General features: G+C 64.4%; 20 protein-coding genes. 6 read left to right on the forward strand and 14 right to left on the reverse strand.

Annotated features, from left to right (window positions below):
* Nucleotides 1-2: 2 nt before the first annotated feature.
* From AB6804_RS18485 to AB6804_RS18495, 3 genes are read left to right on the forward strand one after another with little or no spacing between them, the layout of a single operon-like run.
* Nucleotides 3-329, forward strand: coding sequence for a hypothetical protein (locus tag AB6804_RS18485; RefSeq protein ID WP_370887665.1), 327 nt, complete (start codon nucleotides 3-5; stop codon nucleotides 327-329).
* Nucleotides 308-1273: a cytochrome c oxidase assembly protein gene (locus AB6804_RS18490; protein ID WP_370887666.1), complete on the forward strand. Its 966-nt coding sequence runs from the start codon at nucleotides 308-310 to the stop codon at nucleotides 1271-1273. Before AB6804_RS18485 ends, AB6804_RS18490 begins: the two co-directional genes overlap by 22 nt.
* Before the next feature lies 1 nt (nucleotide 1274).
* Nucleotides 1275-2561 (forward strand): cytochrome c, encoded by a 1287-nt coding sequence (locus tag AB6804_RS18495; protein WP_370887667.1) that lies wholly within the window; start codon nucleotides 1275-1277, stop codon nucleotides 2559-2561.
* Nucleotides 2562-2586: 25 nt separating this feature from the next.
* Here AB6804_RS18495 and AB6804_RS18500 read toward each other — a convergent pair whose 3' ends face one another.
* The 5 genes from AB6804_RS18500 to AB6804_RS18520 form a co-directional block, all read right to left on the reverse strand.
* On the reverse strand, nucleotides 2587-3321 hold the full coding sequence (locus tag AB6804_RS18500) for a ribonuclease activity regulator RraA (protein WP_370887668.1): 735 nt from the start codon (nucleotides 3319-3321) through the stop codon (nucleotides 2587-2589).
* A 14-nt stretch (nucleotides 3322-3335) separates the two neighbouring features.
* Nucleotides 3336-5081, reverse strand: coding sequence for an L-arabinonate dehydratase (gene araD / locus AB6804_RS18505; RefSeq protein ID WP_370887669.1), 1746 nt, complete (start codon nucleotides 5079-5081; stop codon nucleotides 3336-3338).
* A gap of 143 nt (nucleotides 5082-5224) precedes the next feature.
* The gene (locus AB6804_RS18510; protein ID WP_370887670.1) at nucleotides 5225-5572 is read right to left on the reverse strand and encodes a hypothetical protein; all 348 of its coding nucleotides are present in this window, start codon (nucleotides 5570-5572) and stop codon (nucleotides 5225-5227) included.
* 151 nt (nucleotides 5573-5723) lie between these two features.
* Nucleotides 5724-6062, reverse strand: a complete 339-nt coding sequence (locus AB6804_RS18515; RefSeq protein WP_370887671.1) for a hypothetical protein — start codon at nucleotides 6060-6062, stop codon at nucleotides 5724-5726.
* Nucleotides 6059-6613, reverse strand: coding sequence for a hypothetical protein (locus AB6804_RS18520; protein WP_370887672.1), 555 nt, complete (start codon nucleotides 6611-6613; stop codon nucleotides 6059-6061). Before AB6804_RS18520 ends, AB6804_RS18515 begins: the two co-directional genes overlap by 4 nt.
* Before the next feature lie 24 nt (nucleotides 6614-6637).
* On the opposite strand from AB6804_RS18520, the gene AB6804_RS18525 reads away from it, so the two are divergent.
* The gene (locus AB6804_RS18525) at nucleotides 6638-6883 is read left to right on the forward strand and encodes a hypothetical protein (protein ID WP_370887673.1); all 246 of its coding nucleotides are present in this window, start codon (nucleotides 6638-6640) and stop codon (nucleotides 6881-6883) included.
* A 296-nt stretch (nucleotides 6884-7179) separates the two neighbouring features.
* Here AB6804_RS18525 and AB6804_RS18530 read toward each other — a convergent pair whose 3' ends face one another.
* Nucleotides 7180-8238, reverse strand: coding sequence for an NAD(P)-dependent alcohol dehydrogenase (locus tag AB6804_RS18530; RefSeq protein WP_370887674.1), 1059 nt, complete (start codon nucleotides 8236-8238; stop codon nucleotides 7180-7182).
* Nucleotides 8239-8591: 353 nt separating this feature from the next.
* On the opposite strand from AB6804_RS18530, the gene AB6804_RS18535 reads away from it, so the two are divergent.
* Nucleotides 8592-8921, forward strand: coding sequence for a hypothetical protein (locus AB6804_RS18535; RefSeq protein ID WP_370887675.1), 330 nt, complete (start codon nucleotides 8592-8594; stop codon nucleotides 8919-8921).
* Here the strand turns inward: AB6804_RS18535 and AB6804_RS18540 are convergent.
* Entirely contained in the window at nucleotides 8888-9208 is a 321-nt protein-coding gene (locus AB6804_RS18540) for an HNH endonuclease (protein WP_370887676.1), read from the reverse strand. The two genes, AB6804_RS18535 and AB6804_RS18540, sit on opposite strands and share 34 nt — an antisense overlap.
* A 125-nt stretch (nucleotides 9209-9333) precedes the next feature.
* On the opposite strand from AB6804_RS18540, the gene AB6804_RS18545 reads away from it, so the two are divergent.
* A complete protein-coding gene (locus tag AB6804_RS18545; RefSeq protein ID WP_040049062.1) occupies nucleotides 9334-9636 on the forward strand; it encodes a hypothetical protein in 303 nt (100 codons plus the stop codon).
* A 7-nt stretch (nucleotides 9637-9643) separates the two neighbouring features.
* Here AB6804_RS18545 and AB6804_RS18550 read toward each other — a convergent pair whose 3' ends face one another.
* The 7 genes from AB6804_RS18550 to narJ form a co-directional block, all read right to left on the reverse strand.
* Nucleotides 9644-10075, reverse strand: a complete 432-nt coding sequence (locus AB6804_RS18550; RefSeq protein WP_370887677.1) for a hypothetical protein — start codon at nucleotides 10073-10075, stop codon at nucleotides 9644-9646.
* Between the two features lie 115 nt (nucleotides 10076-10190).
* Entirely contained in the window at nucleotides 10191-10409 is a 219-nt protein-coding gene (locus AB6804_RS18555) for a DUF3079 domain-containing protein (RefSeq protein ID WP_370887678.1), read from the reverse strand.
* Nucleotides 10410-10529: 120 nt separating this feature from the next.
* Nucleotides 10530-11738, reverse strand: coding sequence for an NAD(P)H-dependent flavin oxidoreductase (locus AB6804_RS18560; protein WP_370887679.1), 1209 nt, complete (start codon nucleotides 11736-11738; stop codon nucleotides 10530-10532).
* A gap of 50 nt (nucleotides 11739-11788) precedes the next feature.
* Complete coding sequence (locus AB6804_RS18565; protein WP_370887680.1) at nucleotides 11789-12478, reverse strand: response regulator; 690 nt, start codon at nucleotides 12476-12478, stop codon at nucleotides 11789-11791.
* A gap of 11 nt (nucleotides 12479-12489) precedes the next feature.
* A complete protein-coding gene (locus tag AB6804_RS18570; protein ID WP_370887816.1) occupies nucleotides 12490-14364 on the reverse strand; it encodes a type IV pili methyl-accepting chemotaxis transducer N-terminal domain-containing protein in 1875 nt (624 codons plus the stop codon).
* Between the two features lie 29 nt (nucleotides 14365-14393).
* Nucleotides 14394-15068 carry a respiratory nitrate reductase subunit gamma gene (gene narI, locus AB6804_RS18575; RefSeq protein WP_370887681.1) on the reverse strand — a complete coding sequence of 225 codons (675 nt, stop codon included), beginning with the start codon at nucleotides 15066-15068 and terminating at the stop codon, nucleotides 14394-14396.
* Nucleotides 15065-15712: a nitrate reductase molybdenum cofactor assembly chaperone gene (narJ, locus tag AB6804_RS18580; protein WP_370887682.1), complete on the reverse strand. Its 648-nt coding sequence runs from the start codon at nucleotides 15710-15712 to the stop codon at nucleotides 15065-15067. The genes narI and narJ overlap by 4 nt, the downstream gene beginning before the upstream one ends.
* Nucleotides 15713-15722: the final 10 nt, after the last annotated feature.

Genomic DNA, 15722 nt, shown 5'->3' on the forward strand with positions numbered 1-15722 from the left:
TCATGCTTACATGGCCTGCGCTCCTCTTCGCTCCGTCGCTGCTGCTCGGGTTCCTGAGCGTGAACTACGCGCTCGTCGAGCCGTCGTGCCATCTGCAAAGCATGGCCCTGCTCAATGGCGTCAGTGCGGCGAGTCTCGCGGTCAGCGTGATCTGCACGGCGCTCGCATTCGGCCGATGGCGATCCGCGCGACGCCAGGCCGATCCATCGGCGCCCGGCCTGACGTCGCAGCAAGGATTCTTCGCTGCCGTCGCAACGGGCGTCGGCGCGCTTTCGTCGCTGGCCATCTTCGCTATCTCGCTACCGCAATGGCTGCTTTCCGCGTGTTGATTCTTTTCGCCGCCGTGCTGTCGGCCGCCGGGCTGTTCGCCGATCCGGCATCGGCGCATGTCGCCACGCCGGCCCCGAGCGACGCGCAAACCTTCGGCTGGACGTTCGAGCCGTGGGTCGTCGTGTTGCTTTTGTTGAGCATCGGGCTTTATATCGCCGGCTATGCGCGATTGCGTCATCGCGGATCGCGGGGGCGCGCGGATCGGGCGATGCGCCTTGCCGCGTTCGTCACCGGATGGATCGCGCTCGTCATCGCGCTGGTTTCGCCGTTGCATGCGCTCAGCGAAGCGCTGTTTTCCGCGCATATGCTGCAACACGAAATCTTCATGCTGGTGGCCGCGCCGCTGCTCGTGATCGGCCGGCCGCTCGCGGTGTGGATCTGGGCGTTTCCGCCGCGCGCGCGGGCGCGCATCAGCATGGCGACACGCAGTGCGTGGATCGGATCGCCGTGGCGATGGCTGACCCTGCCCGCCGTCGCCTGGGGCCTGCATGCCGCCGCGCTATGGTGCTGGCACGCGCCGCGTTTCTTCGAGGCCGCGCTGGCGAGCGAATGGGTGCATACGTTCCAGCATGCGAGTTTCCTCGGCAGCGCGCTGCTCTTCTGGTGGACCGTCTTCCGTCCCGCTGCCGCCGATGGCTCGCGCACGCACAGCGCACACGCCATGCTCTCGCTCTTTACGACGATGGTCCATACCGGCGCGCTCGGCGCGCTGCTGACGCTCGCGCCGGCCGTGTGGTATCCGTCGTGCATCGAAGGCACGCTTGCGCTCGGCTTCGATCCGCTGCAGGACCAGCAACTCGGCGGCCTCGTGATGTGGGTGCCGGGCGGTCTGGCCTATCTCGTCGGCGGGTTATTGATCGGCGCACGCTGGCTGGCGAGACGGCCGGCCCGCGACCTGACGAGCGTGGTGCGAACCGCCGTGCCGGCGCACGAGGAGCCCTGACATGCACGCGATATCACGACTCTGCCGGCAGGCGATCGCCTTCGCCGTTCTGGCGACAAGCGCCAGCGTGACGCTTGCGGCGCCATCGGCAGATCTTGTTGCGCGCGGCGCGTACATCGCGAAACTCGGCGACTGCGCGGGTTGCCATACCGCGCCGAACAAAGGCGCGCCGTACGCGGGCGGCCTGGGCATGGCGTCGCCGTTCGGGACCATCGTCAGCAGCAACATCACGCCCGATCCGGAGACGGGAATCGGCAAGTACAGCTACGAAGACTTCGCGAAGGCGCTGCGTGAAGGCGTCGCGCCGGGCGGCAAGGGGCTTTATCCGGCGATGCCCTACACGTCCTTCGTGAAGATGACCGACGACGACATGCGCGCGCTCTACGCCTACATGATGCATGGCGTGCCGCCAGTGCATTACCGTCCGCCGCCGACTGACGTGCCGTTCCCATTCAATCAACGATGGGCGCTTCGCGTATGGCGCGCGGCGCTCGCACCGAAGGACGTCTATACGCCGCGTCCCGATCGCGATGCGACGTGGAATCGCGGCGCGTATCTCGTGCAGGGACTCGGGCATTGCGGAGCGTGTCATTCGCCGCGCGGCCCGGCGCTTCAGGAGCGCGGCTACGATGAATCGTCGAAAACGTATCTATCGGGCGGCGTCAACGACAACTGGTTCGCGCCGAATCTTCGTGGCGATCCCGGCTCGGGACTCGGGCGGATGTCGCGCGAAGAGATCGCGACCTTGCTCAAGACCGGACAGGGCGGCGGGACGGCGGCTATCGGCAGCATGGTGCAGACGATCGAGGACAGCCTGCAGTACGTTAGCGACGACGATCTGCTCGCGATCGCGACTTACCTGAAGAGCCTGCCGGCGACGGGTGCGGCGGACGGCTCGTATGATCCATCGAACGCGAAGCCCGGCCACCTCAAGACGCGTGCGCCCGACGTGCCGCCGGGTCAGGGCGCGGGCGTCTACGCGACGTTCTGCGCGCAGTGTCATCTGGACACGGGTGAAGGCGTGCCGAAGGTGTTTCCGAAGCTGGCGGGCAATCAGGCGGTCATCAGCGACGATACGACTTCACTGATTCGACTGCTCGTCGAAGGCGGGAACAGTCCCGCGACCAAAAATGGACCGCCGCGCCAGAACATGCCGGGGTTTGCGGGCAGACTGTCGGATTTGCAGATCGCGCAAGTGCTCAGTTACGTCCGTTCGTCGTGGGGAAATGACGCACGCCCCGTGACGACGAACGACGTGGCTTCGTTGCGCAGCAAGCTGCATAAGTGAGCGGGAACAGCGGGTACGGACCGGCTTACTTGCGCCCCTTGCGCCACTCCGCATACTCGCCGAGCGTCGCCTCGTTCGGCGGATACGTGCCGCGCAATGCCGCGCCGGCCTCCACGCGCATCGCGATGAATTCTTCGAGCCGTTCCTGCTCCGCCGCATCCTTCGCCACCTGCTCGGCCATATGACGCGGCACGATGACGACGCCATCCACATCGCCGACGACGATATCGCCCGGATACACCGCCACGCCGCCGCACGCGATCGGCACGTTCATATCCACCGCGTGATGCTTCGCGAGATTCAGCGGCGCGCTCGCGCCCGCGCAGAAGAGCGGCAAGCCGATATCGCCGATGGTTCCGCTATCGCGCACGCAGCCATCCGACACCATGCCCGCGACGCCGCGCACCTTGAGGCGCGTCGTCAGAATCGAACCGGTCGATGCCACCGTGCGATCGCCGCGACAATCCTGCACGAGCACGCTGCCAGGCGGCGCGCTTTCGACGGCCTTGCGCTGCGGATGATCGGGATTCTGAAACACGCCGAGGTGATCGATATCCTCGCGCGCCGGGATGTTGCGCAGCGTGAACGCCGGTCCGACGAGATTCGGCGCGCCCTTGGCCGGTTTCACGAGCGGCGCGATGCCTTGCAGGAATACGTTGCGCAAGCCGCGTTTGAAGAGTTGCGTCGTGAGCGTCGCGGTGCTGACGTGGCGCAGCAGTTCGAGCGTCTCGCCGGAGACGGCGATGTCTTGAGTCGTCATATCGATGATCTCGTTCAGTGGATTTCCGGCTCGCCGCCGTCCGCGACGGAGCGTTCTTCGAGGAAGTCGAAGTCGCAACCCTTGTTCGCCTGCGTCACGTGCAGTTGATGCATCACGCCGAAGCCTCGTTCGAACGGCCGCTTGGGCGTCACCCACGCGGCGCGACGGGCGGCGAGTTCATCGTCGCTTACGTCGAGATGCAGCCTGCGCGCGGGCACGTCCAGTTCGACGATATCGCCGTCCCGCACCAGCGCAAGCGGCCCGCCGACGAACGATTCCGGCGCAACGTGCAGCACGCACGCGCCGTAACTCGTGCCGCTCATGCGCGCATCGGAGATGCGGACCATGTCGCGCACGCCCTGTTTCAAGAGCTTTTGCGGAATCGGCAACTGGCCCCACTCCGGCATGCCGGGCGCGCCGACCGGTCCCGCATGCTGGAGCACGATGACTGAATCGGCGGTCACGTCCAGTGCATCATCGTCGATGCGCGCGGCCAGGTCCGCGTAGTCCCTGAACACGACCGCCGGCCCGCGATGCTGTAGCAGATGCGCTTCCATCGCCGCGGGCTTGATGACGGCGCCGTCCGGCGCGAGGTTGCCGGTCAGCACGGCGAGGCCATCGTTTGGCACCAGCGGGTTGTCGCGCCGGCGAATGACGTCGTCGTCGAAAATCTTCGCGCCCGCGATGTTCTCGCCGAGCGTCGCGCCATTGACCGTGAGCTGTGCGCCATCGATCAGGTCGCCCAGTTCCGCAAGCAGCGCGCGCAAACCGCCGGCGTAGAAAAAGTCCTCCATCAGATACTTGCCCGCCGGACGTACGTTGCCGATGACAGGCGTCACGCGCGCGAGTTCGTCGAAGCGCGCGGTCGTGAGCGGCACGCCCGCCCGGCGCGCGACGGCCACCAGATGCACGATCGCGTTGGTGGAGCCGGACAACGCGAGCACGGTGGTGACGGCGTTATCGAACGACTTCGCCGTGAGCATGTCCGACGGCTTCAGATCCGTCCACACCATCTCGACGATGCGCTGCCCGGTCAGCGACGCGAATTGCGCATGCCGCGAATCGACGGCCGGAATCGACGCGAAGCCCGGCAGCGTGAGACCGAGGGCTTCGGCGGCGCTCGTCATCGTGGAGGCGGTGCCCATCGTCATGCAATGACCCGGCGAGCGAGCGATGCCGCTCTCGACGCCCTTCCACTCGTCCTCGGTGATCCTGCCCGCGCGCAGTTCGGCCCAGTATTTCCATGTGTCGGAGCCGCTGCCGAGCGTGCGGCCGTTCCAGTTGCCGCGCAGCATCGGCCCGGCGGGGAGGAAGATCGCGGGCAGATTCATGCTGATCGCGCCCATCAGCAGGCCGGGCGTGGTCTTGTCGCATCCGCCCATCAGCACGCAGCCATCGAATGGATAAGAGCGCAGCAGTTCCTCGACTTCCATCGCGAGGAAGTTGCGGTAGAGCATCGTCGTCGGCTTCTGGAACGGCTCGGCCAGCGTCATCACGGGCATTTCGACGGGAAAGCCGCCCGCCTGCCAGACGCCGCGTTTGACTTCCTCGACGCGCTGCTTGAAATGCGTGTGGCAGGGGTTGATCTCGCTCCACGTATTGACGATGGCGATGACCGGCTTGCCCATGTAATCGGACGGGTGATAGCCCATCTGCGCCGTGCGCGAGCGGTGGCCGAAGGAGCGCAGATCGTTCACGCCATACCAGCGATGGCTGCGCAACGCTTCCGGCTTCTTGCGGATGGTCGGGTCGTAGGCCAAGCGATGTCTCCTCGCGCGTAACGTCTCCATCTCGATGTGGGCGATGGTAGCGTGGCCGACCGGCGTCGTCGCTTGGGGTTTTTGCGAGAACGCTTAATTTGCGACGAGGAAGGCTCGGGCGGCTGAATTCGAAGCCGGGCGCGTTATCCCGCTAGCAGCGGCGCGGTCAGAATCAGCGCGCACTCGGTGAGAAACGAACCGAGGCCGACGCCGATCAGCACGCGCGCCACATACGTCCAGACGCGGCGGTCGACGTTAGCCGCGCATCGCCACGCCGCCGTGCACCACGCGAGATACAGCGCGCCGCACCCGGCGAACAGGCCGAGCATGCCGGGCCAGAACCAGATGGTCATCAGAAGGAACGATTCCGGCGGGACGCCGGTGCCCCACAGGTACAGATAGACGGCCCACCATGCGAGATGCAACGGCAGGCCGAGCAGCCACCAGACTTTCCAGAAGCGTTCTTCCCCGCGCCAGGCCTTGCGCAACATGCGTCGTCTTATCGTGGAATGAGGTCCGCATTTTACTTCACGCGCGGCGGCGGACGGCCCGCCATCGGCGAAAGTAACGACTAGGTTCTTCAGGCTTTTCAGCGTATTGCGTTGCAGCAAGCCAAGCTTTCTTACGAATGACTTTCTACGCTCAGGCTCGCCGCCCGGTCAGCATCTGGCTCGCAAGATCGCCGTGATGCATGGCAAGCGCGCGCAGCGACGGCCACATGTGCATGTAGTGGACCATGAAGCTGTCCGGCTTCTGCAACTGATACGGCGTGTTCAACGTGATGCAGTCGGCGAGTTCCGCGTCGTTTGCCATGCCGTGCCGCGCGAGCACCTCGATGAACGCGTCCTGATCGCCGCCGCTCGCGTATGTCGACGACTTGTCCGCGACCCCGCCGATGGCCTGCTCGACTTCCCCGAGAGCATCGAAGTTCGCCTGCGTGCGTCGTAAGCTCATGATGCCCGAGTCGAACTGCCAGCTCATGTCCATCGCGATGAGGCGATCGCGATTCGCGAGCAGCGCATCAGCGGCGTCGATTGATCGATGACGAGCACGTCCGCATCGATCCACACGACCCACTCGTGCGCAGGCAAATGGCGGCGCAGCACCCACGGCTTCGGCCAGTTGCCGCTCGCGTTCTGTCCGGCCTCCTGCGGCGCATCGCGGTACGCATGCAATGCGTAGCCATGACGCGCGCAATAGCGACGCAGGTTGCGCTCGGCGATCTCGCCATACGCGCGGATGTTCGGCGTGTAAAGGACGACCAGCGCGATCGGCGAGTCGGCATTCAGCGCCTGGTAGGGCGTATCGACTGCTTGTGATTCGGACTGCGACGGAAGAGTCAGATAAGGCCGTCCTTTCGCCTGACACTCGTTGATGTGCTCCGCGAAGAGGTCGCGCAGATCCGCATGGACCGGCTGGCTGGGCGGCGCCGCGGGAAGACCCTCGAGCGCGATCGCGAAGGCGCGGCATTGTGTCCAGACCGGATCGATATGCCACGCCGCGGGCACCACGGATGCACGCCATGAAAGCACGTCGCAAACGCGAACGGCGACGTCGTGCGAAGCAACGCTGACTCGCTGACGGTCATCGAGCCGAACCCGGTGCGCGCGCCCAGTCGTTCCACCATCTCGCGCGATGCAGCCGTGTTGCGCCAAAGTTCGAACGCCCCGATGACCGTGTCGCTTTCGGCGTCGCCGGTCGATATCACGCACGATGAGGCAGTCCTGCGTCAGCAGCAGAACGAGCTCGCTTTCGGGCATTGCGCGCAGGGTGCGCAGCAACGTCTGGTATTTCAGCAGTAAGCGCAGATGCGCCCACGCGATACGGCTGGCGTCCACGAATTCGCGCAGTATCGCCGATGATTCTCGAAGAACGCGTGCGCGTCGCGGGTCGCAAAGAAACTGATCAGCTTCGTCGTCATAAGAAGCGCGGGAGAATGGCAGAGCAGGTCTTGATTCCGCGTCCCATTGGCGCCCGCACGCAAGGCGAAGGTCCGTTTGCTTCATGTGAGGGAACGGCAGCGCGGATCGTTACACATCGACCGCGCCGTGTGCTTCAAATGAAGAAGGGCTCCGCCGAGCCCTTCTCACATCGCGCCTTAGCGCTCCATCGTCCCCATGTCGATCACGAACCGATACTTCACATCGCTCTTCAGCATGCGTTCGTAAGCGGTATCGATCTCATCCATGCGAATCATTTCGATGTCCGACGTAATGCCATGCTTGCCGCAGAAATCCAGCATTTCCTGCGTCTCAGCGATACCGCCGATCAGCGATCCCGCGAGCGAGCGCCGCTTGAAAATCATGTTCATCACCGACGGCGACGGATGCGGATGCTCCGGCGCGCCGACCAGCGTCATCGTGCCGTCGCGCTTGAGCAGCGCAATGAACTGGTCGAGGTTGTGCGACGCCGCTACCGTGTTCAGGATGTAGTCGAAACTGTTCGCGTGCGCGGCCATCTGGTCCGGGTCCTTCGACACGACGACCTCATGTGCGCCAAGCCGCTTCGCATCCTCGGTCTTGTTCGGCGACGTGGTGAAGAGCACGACATGCGCGCCCATCGCCGCTGCGATCTTCACGCCCATATGTCCCAGGCCGCCCAGGCCCACGATGCCCACTTTGTCGCCCGGTTTCACGTTCCAGTGACGCAGCGGCGAATAAGTCGTGATGCCTGCGCACAGCAACGGCGCCACCGCGGCCAGTTCGAGATTCTCGGGGACGCGCAGCGTGAAGGCTTCATCGACGACGATCGACGTCGAATAGCCGCCGTAGGTCACGCCGCCCGACTTTTTGTCCGGCGAGTTATACGTTTGAATGAAGCCGTCCGGACCTTCGCAATACTGTTCGAGACCTTCCTTGCAGGATTCGCAGACACGGCACGAATCGACCATGCAGCCGACGCCCGCGAGATCGCCCGCCTTGAACTTCGTTACCTCCGATCCGACTTCCGCCACGCGCCCGACGATCTCGTGACCCGGCACGACCGGATAGTTCGTGCCGCCCCACTCGTTGCGCGCCATGTGCAGATCGGAGTGGCAGACGCCGCAAAAAAGAATGTCGATGCGCACGTCGTTCGGGCCGACGTCGCGGCGTTGAACCTCGAGCGGACCGAGCGGCTTGTCCGCTGCGGATGCTGCATACGAATACGCTTTGTACATGGACGAATTTCCTCTTCGATTTGGGTGTATCGGCATGAGACTCGCGTCTTCAACCGTTGCGAAGACGCGGCCAGATCAGGCGGGTCCGCGCCTGTTGCGCGGCATTTTATGTGCGGGAGCGAACCTTCGCCACCACGCTTTGCATCCGTTGCTGCTTCGTTGCCGATGCCGCCGATACTTCGGCGTCAGGACGCAACCTCATTACTGTATGCCTATCGGAATATCTCTGCATGAACGGCGGGGCGGCACCACATGCGCCCCTCCTTAAGCGGGACTATTCGAGAGCGAACGGGCGTCATAACGTTGTCACGAACGTGCCGGCACCGTATCGGAACCACAAAGAGGGCGAGACCATGCAAGCGAATGCGACGAGGGTGCACATCGATCTACCGGGCGGAACCGTCACCGCCGAGTTCCATCCCGACACCGGGCGGCTCAGGATATTGCAGGACGACATGCTGCGCGTCGAGCTGTTTCCGCCGCACTCGTGGTTCACGGTGGCGTCGGTGGCGGGCAACAGCCGCTGGGGGACGCGGCCGCGCGAAGCGGATCTTTATCTCGTGCTGGAGAGCTTCGTCATGCAGCGCTTCGGCATGGCGGCGCTGAACAAGGAGGTGCCCTGCGCACAATGGACGCCCGGCCCGCGCGGCTACGACTTGCGCGACGACCGCCGCGTGCGCTGATAGAAACCGTTCGGCTTCGTCTTGACCCACTCGACGAAGCCGCGCACGGTGTCATCGGCAAGCAGTGCTTCGACGGTGGAGAACTGCTGCGCCAGTTGCTTCTCGGTGAACAACGCATGCAGTTGCCGATGACAAATACGATGAAACACCGCCGTCTCCTTGCCGCCCTGCGACTTCGGCACGAGATGATGCAAGTCGCGCTCCGAAGGCGGCACGGGACGGCCGCACAACGCGCAGATTTCTTCCTGCGGCGGGTGATACCACGGTTCGGGCGTGCGCCTGGGCATCGTGCTGATCGGTCGGACAAAATGGACGATTCAGTCTACCGCTCATCGCGCGATGATGCCGCCGGCCGACACGTGGCATCATGGAGACGCTGTCGCCCTCCACGCATGCTCACGCCGGAGACGTCATGGAAGTGACCATCAGCGAATTGACAGGCCTGCTCGCGGAACTCGAACGGGAAGATCCCGTCGATTACGGCGATCTGCCGTTCGGTGAACCCGAATTGCGCAGCCTCGTGTTGACGTCGCTACTGGAGAAGCATCGCAACCTGCAGGCCAGCGGCCTCAATGCGGGCGATGTCAATCTCACCTACATGCTCACGACCGCGCTGCTTTTAATTGAAAACCTGGTATTGCACGCGCGGCTGCTTCTGCTGCAAGGGCAGCGCATCGACGTCAATGCGCTGCTTCGGAAATACTCGGGGGGATGAAGGCGCGTCAGCCGATCGCGCGCTTGGGCGGCGTGTAGCCCGGAATCTGGCTCAACGCCTGATGACACGCGGCCGACAATGCGGCCAGCCGATCCACGCTCTCGCGCATCTGCCGATGCGTCCGCGCAATGTCCTCGCGCAAAATCTCGAGCCGGGGCGTGATGGTGTCCGCCATCGCATCGCCTACTGCGCCGCATGCGAGCAGCGTTTGCGCGTCGTCGTGCGCCTCGCGCAGTTCCATCACGTTGACGCGATTCTGCGCGCACACGCGCGCATGTGTTTCAGCGAGACCGCCCAGGCCCATGTCGCGCATGCGCTCGACGAACTTGTACATCGACTTCATCGCGGTTTCGGCGGCGTCGTAAGCCATGAACTGCACCTCGTCGATATGCAGGGACAGACGGCCTTCCGGTGATTCGAATTCGAGCTTGGTGCGCATGGCGGGCAACGGGGTGAGTTGAATTGCCGAGATTCTAGGCAGCCACCCTGCGCCGGGACGTAGGAGCAGGACGAATACCCGGCGCGCGTTCGAATTCAGTCCGTTTCGCGCCGCGTCACGCCCTGGCCGCGGCTGGCTCGATCGATGTCGCGCCGTCCGCGACATCGAGGCCCCAGTCGCCGCACTCGTACCAGTCTTCGCCCAATAGTTCGGCCGGATGCTGCGTGCGGTTCGATCCGTTGCCGCAGCGCATGGCGTCCGCCGCGCAATAGTGGTCGCAGCCCCAGCAATTGCGCTCGGGGTGCTTCGGATGGAGGGGAAATCGCTTGGCCATGGTGTCGTACTCTTCGATTGATCGCCTTTAGCGTATGACGCTAGCGGCCCCGCGCCCATCGGACGACTTCCATTCGATGAGCGCACCTCCGAAACGCGGCGTTGCGATATGAAACGTCAATCAGCACCCGGCGGCCGCCGCCTTCGTCGTGCCCGTGAGCAGCAGTTCGATCAACTCACGCACGCTGCGAATCGCCGCGCCGAACGGCAGTTTTTCGCGGCCACGGAAGAAGAGCCCGTTGCCGACATCGCCGCGCAGCGCCGCCGCAAGCCGCGTATCGATACAAAAGTGACCGAACTTCTCGATGCCGTCGCGCAGACCGCACACGCTCAGGCATTCGAGCGCCGTCGGGCAAGTCTGCTTGCGTGCGCCGATCTTCGTGCGGATGCGGTCCTCGTTGCGCAGATAGCGCATGAGCCACGGCGTCTTGACGGCACGCGCCGGCAATCCCGTGACGCTGACGAACTCGACGATGTCTTCCGGCGTCGCTTCCGCCAGCACACGCTTGAATTCCGGGTGCGCGTCGCCTTCCTCCGTGACGGCGAACGGCGTGCCGATCTGCACGCCGTTCGCGCCCGCCGTCAGCCATGCGCGCACCGCCTCGTGACTGTTGATCCCGCCCCCGACGATCACCGGCACGTTGGAGCGCGCGATGCCGAGTGTCGCGAACACGGCTTCCAGTTCTTCGAGCACGCGGGCGAATTCGAAGCGCTCGTTGTTCATATCGGCCACATCCGTCACGCCGAGGTGACCGCCCGCATGTGCCGGATGTTCGATCACGATCGCATCCGGCAAGCGCCCTTTCTTCATCCACTTCTTGAGGACGAGATTGACGCCACGGCTGTCGGAGAGAATCGGGATCAGCGCGATATCGTGGCCAGCCGTGAGATCGGGCAAATCGAGCGGCAGGCCGGCGCCCATCACGATGGCGTCCGCGCCTCCCTCGCAGGCCACGCGCACGTAATCGGCGTGCGCGCTGACCGCTTTCATCACGTTCACGGCGATCATGCCGCGCCCTTCCGACAACGCTCGCGCACTGCGAATCTCGCGTGCAAGCGCGGTGAGGTTGGCCTGCTCCAGCGTCTCGCGCGACGGATCGGCCTTGCACGCCGCCGTCAGATCGGCGTGATGATGACGCAAGTCGATGCTCGCGATCGTCCCGACGGCGCCTTCCCGCGCGACGCTGCCCGCGAGCCGGTGCGCCGAGATGCCGACGCCCATGCCGCCCTGCACGATGGGCAGCACGCTGCGCCCGCGAATTTTGAGCGGCGCGAAGCCGTAATGCGCGGACGTCGAAGAAGACGAAGTTTCAGCTTGATTTCGATTCATGATGTGACTGCCTGACAACGCGCTCATGACATGCCCGACGCATGAGGCGTTCAATTGGATTCGGAGAGCACGGACGCGGCATCGCGCCCGGCTGCATAGAGCGCGACCTGAACGCGGCTCGTGAAATTCAGTTTGCGCAGAATGTTGCGCACGTGGATCTTGACGGTGCTCTCCGCGAGCGACAGCGCGCGCGCGATTTCCTTGTTGCTCCCGCCGCGCGACAGTTCGCGGATGATGTCGCGTTCGCGCGAGGTGAGCGGATCGGCCGCCGCCGATGCGCTGACGACCGGCGCGGCGTCGCCTTGCATCGCTGGCGCTGGACGGCGCATGCTCGCGACGAGCTTGACGGTCATGTCATCGGCGATGACCGGCTGGCCCGCCGCCGCCTTGCGAATGGCCGCCGCGAGCGTGTCCGCTTCGATGTTCTTCAGCAGATAGCCGCACGCGCCGTCGCGGAGCGCGACAGTGAGTTCATCGACATCTTCGGAGACCGTCAGCATGACCACCGCCGTCTGCGGCAAGTCCTGCACGAGCAGCCGCAACGTTTCTAGGCCCGACAAACCCGGCATGTTGATATCGAGCAGGATCACATCGGGGCAGAACTGCTTCGCCCGCTTGATGCCCTCCAGCCCGTCCGCCGCTTCACCGACGATCTCGAAATCCGGCGTGCGCTGCAGCAGCGCGCGCACGCCCGAGCGGAACAGCGTGTGATCGTCGATGAGCAGGATGCGTGTGGCCATGATGAGAAGCGTCAGACGGCCTGACGCGCGTGAGTGGGCAGCACGAGTTCGACGCGCGCGCCGCGCCCCGGCGATCCGGTCAGTTGAAGCGTGGCTGACAGCCGTTCCGCGCGCTCTCGCATGATGTGAAAACCAACGTGCCTTTCGTCAAGGAAACCCATATCGTTAGGATCGTAGCCTTGGCCATCGTCTTCGACCAAGAGCCGGAATTCGCTATCGTTGACGATCGTCACATGAACCCGACTTGCTTCGGCATGCTTGCGCACGTTCGACAACGCTTCCTGCAGGATGAAAATGATCTGTAGCTGATGATCCGCCGCGAGCGGCGGCCCGCCCGCTTCGCGATACTCCAGCGTCACCGGTATGCCCGCCTGCGATCGAAAGCGTTCGATCGTGCTTTCCACCGCGTACCGAAATTTGCCGCTGCCGAGCTTCGAGCGGAAGTTGTCGAGCAGTTCGCGCACGTCGTCGTAGCTTTCCGCGACGCCGCCCTGCAGCAGCGGGACGATCTCGCGTATTTCGTCCATGCGTGCGTCGCGGGCGGCGGCATCGAGCAGATGCACCTGCATCTTCAGGAAGTTGAGACTTTGCGCGATGCTGTCGTGCAAGCCCTGAGCGACGAGGTTCCGTTCTTCCGATACCGCGAATTGCCGTTCGAGCGCCGCTAGCCGGCGATTCTTGAGCGCAGTGCCGAAGTGCTTGCCGAGCGTTTCCAGCAGCTTCATCTCGGATGCGGGGATCGGGCGCTTCGTGTCGAAGTGCAGCGAGAACGAGCCGAGCTTCTCGCCCTGCGACACGATACCGAACGCGGTCACGCCCGCCGATGCGTCGATCTGACACGGCCGCTGACTCATGCGCCCCGCATCGTGGACGACGCCCGCGCCTTGCGTCGCGGCATCGCCGAGCAGGCAATCGTCGACGGGCATGCAGCGTTCGGCGTCGAGCAGTTCGGGCGGCACCCCGTGAGATGCAACGAGATGCAGGCGATCGTCCTCGTCGGAAACCAGGCGGACGGTCGCACCCGATGCGTCGAACTGATGCGTCAGACGCGCGATGAAACCGTCGCATAACGCGGGGACGTCATTGGGCAAATTGAGGAACGCAGTCATCTCATACAGCGCGGTCAGCTCGCGATTCTGCGCCGCAAGCTCCGCCGTCTTCGCTTCGACGCGCCCGGCCAGATCGCCGTAAAGCGCCTGCAATTCGGCGGCCATCCGGTTGAAGCCTTCGGCCAGATTGCCGAACTCATCGTGCGATTCGACCGGCAGCCGTACATCGAAATCGCGCCGCTGGATGCGCGCGAGTCCGTCCTGCAAACGCTGCACGGGCGCGACGAACCACAGATACAACAGATACACGATCGCCACCGTGCCAAGACACGACAGCGCCGCGAGCGCCATCTGCGAGATGCGCAGCCACGCGGTCTTGCGCGCGTTCTCCTGTTCGATGAGCTTGACGAGCGTGTCGGCGCCCGCGACGAACGAAGGCAACGCCGCCAGATAGCGCGATGCGTTCGCCGTATCGCGCGCCGCAGGTTCCAGGCGCTTGTGCCACGCATCGGCGACGCTGCCGAATTGCTGGCGAATGCCAGCATCGTCGGGAAGGAAAAGCGGACGCGCTGCATCGCCGCGCCGCAGACGATCGAGTGTGGCGTTCATCAGCGCGATGTGTTCGTCCGCCGCCGCTGCGTTGCCATCACGCTGCGCCGAGAGCAGCGCAATGCCGACGGCGTTTGCGCGCATGCGCAAGCTGCCGGCATCGTTGATCGCGGCACCCGCGCCCTGAAGCTGCCACGAAAGCCATAGCGTGCCGCCGATCATCGTCAGCACGAGCACGAGCGCCACCGCCGACAACATGACGATGCGGGTCGCGAGCCGCTCGCGCATCGGTGGATGAACCGCGACCGTCTCCATGTTCAGCGGCTGCGCACGAGCTGCCACGCGCGCGCGACGTACGTCACCGACGCGAAGCCGCTCCATACGTGCACGAGGCGCGTGAACGGAAAGATCACGAACAGGCTCATGCCCATGAAGAGATGCACGCGGAACAGCAGCGGCGCGTTCGCGACATGGCTCGCCGCATCGCCCTGGAACGTGAAGATATGCTGCGCCCAGGTCATCAGGCTGACCATCATCGCGCCGTCCATGTGGCCGGCGGATTCGCCGATGGTCGACAAACCGAGCAGCAGCGTGATGAATATCCACAGCAGCAGCACGCGGTCGCCGGTCTTCGTGACGGCGGAAAGCCGCGCGCTCGTCAGACGGCGATGCAGCAGGATCACGAGGCCCGCGAGGCACATCGTTCCCATCACGCCGCCCGCGGTCATCGCGACTGCCTGCTTCACGCGATGCGCGACGCCGAGCCAGTCCCATACCGCGACGGGCGTGAGCAGGCCGAACAGATGCCCGAAGAACAGCCCCAGAATGCCGACATGAAAGAGGATGTTCCCGAGCCGCAGATTGCCGCGCTCGATGAGTTGCGTGCTATCGGCTTTCCAACTGTATTGCTCGCGCTCGAAGCGCATCAGGCTGCCGAACAGAAAGATGCACGCCGCGATATACGGATAGATGCCGAACAGGAAGGTGTTCATCGTGCCTCCTTTACGGTCGGATGAAAACGGATAGTCTGCGTCGAAGAACCACGCGACGGCACGAGCAGCGGCTCGACGCCATCGTGACCGGGCCCGAACATTTCGAGCGCCTCGTCCATGTCGCGCACGGGCGGTTGCGTGAGCGGGCGAGGCTCGACGGAAGCGAGCGGGCGCAGCACGTCGAACACGCCCGCATAAGGACTTTCGTTCTTCGCGAGCCGCTCGCCGATCGCGTTCAGCACGTGAATCGCTTCATCGAGCAGCGTCTGCGCCTTAGCGGGATCGATGAGACCGAGCACTTCGAGAAAGAGCGGCACGTAATCCGGCAATTCGTTGCTCGTCACTTCGAGCCCGAGCGCACGATATTCATCGAGCAGATCGACCATCGCGGGGCCACGGTCGCGGCTTTCGCCGTGCACGTGCTCGAACATATGCAGCGATTGCGACGGCGTGCGATCGAAGGTCGCGACGTAGATCTCCTGCGATTCGATCAGCGAGCGCGACTTCAGCGCATCGACGAGCGGCGACAGGCTCGCTCGCGCACGCGGCGACGCAGCGAGCGCGCCTTCGATTTCCGGCAGCGCATCGATCAGCGCGGCTTCCGGATAGTCCAGCAAAGCGGAAAGTGTGGGATAGAGCGACATCGTCATTCCT

It is taken from the genome of Caballeronia sp. RCC_10 (assembly GCF_041360715.1).
Classification (GTDB): domain Bacteria; phylum Pseudomonadota; class Gammaproteobacteria; order Burkholderiales; family Burkholderiaceae; genus Caballeronia; species Caballeronia grimmiae.